The sequence below is a fragment of the Rhodococcus sp. IEGM 1379 genome, from assembly GCF_030056815.1.
Taxonomy (GTDB): Bacteria; Actinomycetota; Actinomycetes; order Mycobacteriales; family Mycobacteriaceae; genus Rhodococcus_F.
The window spans coordinates 1-2,463 of sequence record NZ_JASHKR010000133.1 but is presented as its reverse complement, the minus strand read 5'-3'; the positions used below and the strand labels follow the sequence as shown (position 1 = coordinate 2,463).

Below are 2,463 nucleotides of genomic sequence, written 5' to 3'. Positions count from 1 at the left end.
TGGTCGTCGGAGCGGTCGTCGTGGTGACATCCGTCGTGGTCGTCGGAGCGGTCGTCGTGACCTCAGGCTCAGTCGTCGTCGGAGCGGTCGTCGTGACGTCCGTCGTGGTCGGAACCGTCGTCGTGGTCGTCGGAGCCGTGGTGGTCGTGGGCTTGGTGTCGAAGACGACGCTCGCCGCTGCCTCGATCGAGTTCGGCTGCACGGTGTCGAAGGATGCGAAGACCTGGCACTGATCGCCTGCGGTGTTCCAGTGCAGGTTTTCCACCGACGGCGGCGACACGGCGGCGGACAGTTCGGTGGTTCCACCGTCGGGGTCAGTGACGCACAGGCGAATGGCAGCGGGCGTGGAGCCGCTTCCGTGGACGACGATCTGTGAGCCGGTGAGTGTGGCGTTGCCGCCGTCCGCGCACACCGTGATGCTTGCGCCTGCAGGCAGGGTGAGCGTGATGGGTGTCTCGTACAGGTTAGTGGTCAGAGTGAAGGTCGCGGTTCCGCCGGTGGCGACTGTTCCTGTGGTCGGGTCCGTGAGCGCCAGTTCCATGGTCGGGTCGGCCTGAATCCTCGAGAGGATCGTTGCTTGGGCGGACGCAGGAAAGAAGCCATCGCAGAAACTAGTGAACTGGTCGTAGTCAGTGACGCACCACACCAATGCCTGACGCGATACACGGTTGTCGGAATTCTGATCGTCGGCGACACCGAAAGAGGTCTCGACAGGATTCTGCAGCACCCAGCTGATGATCAGGTTCTGATCGTCTGTCAGGCCGGGGTGTCCGGATACGGGCACGGTGGGGCCGAGTTCACCGTTGTGCTTGTCGACGGGGAGACCGGTTTCCGGGTCGATGCCGGAGCACGCGTCCAAGGTGTAGTCGGTGCAGTACATCCACTCCGATTCGGGACCGGCGCTGGTCTGGCGCACTCCGCAGACGGGTGCCTGAACTGCCAGCGGTGCGTCGGGGCGGGCGGTGTTGCCGTACATCGGGACGATGTTTCCGGCGTTGTAGTGGTCGAGGCGTACGCCGTCGATCGTGGTCATGAACGAGGCGGGTGTGTAGTCCGTTCCTTCGCACAGCGGTGCGGGGAACGCCGCGGCAGGCAGTGCGCGTGCGGGCGCTGTGAGGGGTGTCGAGGTGGCAGGTCCGGCGAGTCCCACGACGATTCCGGCGAGCAGGGCCAGTGTCGAGATCACGGAGACTATGGGTAGTCCCTTTGATCGGCGGCGTTTGGCGCTCGGTTGCGACGTTGTCATGATGGATCCCCTCGGGGTAGCTGTGGTGAACTGACTGGCGTATTCGTAACTAGATAATTGCTAAATATTTTCGACGTAAGTAAAACCGACCGAAAGTCTGCTGTCAACCCGACATTCGGTACATATACCCGTTTAAGCAGGCAATCAGCATGCACATCAGCTACGAAAGGGGCAAGGTCCAGTGGGGCGCCGGTGAGGTTGGTCGAGTCCGTCGGGAGTCGGACTACCCCTTTCGGTGTCAGCGAAAGTCCTTCTCTAACTATGACATTCGATAGAATCGAAGCTTCTAGCGGAGACTGTTGCGCCGATCCCCACACTGAACAATCGTTCAGCATTGTCGCCGCCATCTACCCATTGCGCTAACTGAATATTTACCAGAATATGACCACTATGCCCACTATTTCGAGACAGTGGAATAGCTCACGAAACGCCAGAAGTGGGCGATTCGCATCAGGAACCCTGGCCATCCAAGGATCGGACTCGTCCACACCGATCGGCCGAAACCGTCGACCGACGCCTGTCGGTTCCCCGTCGGAAAGTTCCGAGCCCACAACCGAGAGGCCGACGGCACCCATGGCACACGACAATTTCGCTGACCAGGTATTCACCCGCACGGCAGCCGATCGCACCGGCAAGCTCGACACCACCGCCATTGCGGCAGCCGTCTTACAGAACGTGACACCGTTCGACACCACTGCCCTTCGGGACGTCGTCCTACAGAGCACGTCGGCGTTCGACACAGTCGGGCTGCCGAAGTGGGAGCACCCGGCAATGGGCGCCTTTCAGCGGATCGCCGAGCAGGTCACCACGCCCGCTTTCGAGCAGATCCGGCGACAGATCCAGGCGAATCACCGTCGAAGACGTGGTGATACAAGATGTGCGATCAACGCACTCGCGTCGGCCTGACAGCCCGGTTTCGATAGACAAATCCCCGCGCCACCAATTCCAACGCCACTGCCACCGAGCAGGTTTGAGCCAGCAGCAATCCGGCCAACACAAGGATTTGGACGGCGCCGGCCTGCACTGCCGAACCCGTGGCAAGAAGTACACCGACAAACGCACCGGGCAATGTTACGAGCCCGACGGTTCGGGTTTGATCCAGCCCGGGCAACAAGGCGTCGGCGCCCGCGATTCGGGCCACTTCCCAGCGTGCATCCCGCTGCGAAAAGCCAAGACTGAGAGCGGCTTCCACCTCTCCGTACCGTCCATCGATGGCA

Annotated in this window: 3 protein-coding genes; 1 reads left to right on the top strand and 2 read right to left on the bottom strand. The window is 61.6% G+C overall.

The annotated features are described in order from the left end of the window. Positions 1 to 1,246, bottom strand: a 1,246-nt coding sequence (locus tag QM600_RS28305; protein WP_283265069.1) for a hypothetical protein, incomplete at its 3' end; no start/stop codon positions are given. A 573-nt stretch (positions 1,247 to 1,819) separates the two neighbouring features. On the opposite strand from QM600_RS28305, the gene QM600_RS28300 reads away from it, so the two are divergent. Next, positions 1,820 to 2,152 carry a hypothetical protein gene (locus QM600_RS28300; protein ID WP_283265068.1) on the top strand — a complete coding sequence of 111 codons (333 nt, stop codon included), beginning with the start codon at positions 1,820 to 1,822 and terminating at the stop codon, positions 2,150 to 2,152. Here QM600_RS28300 and QM600_RS28295 read toward each other — a convergent pair. Then, positions 2,130 to 2,463 (bottom strand): ABC transporter permease (locus QM600_RS28295; RefSeq protein ID WP_283265067.1); only part of this gene is annotated, 334 nt, incomplete at its 5' end. The genes QM600_RS28300 and QM600_RS28295 overlap by 23 nt on opposite strands.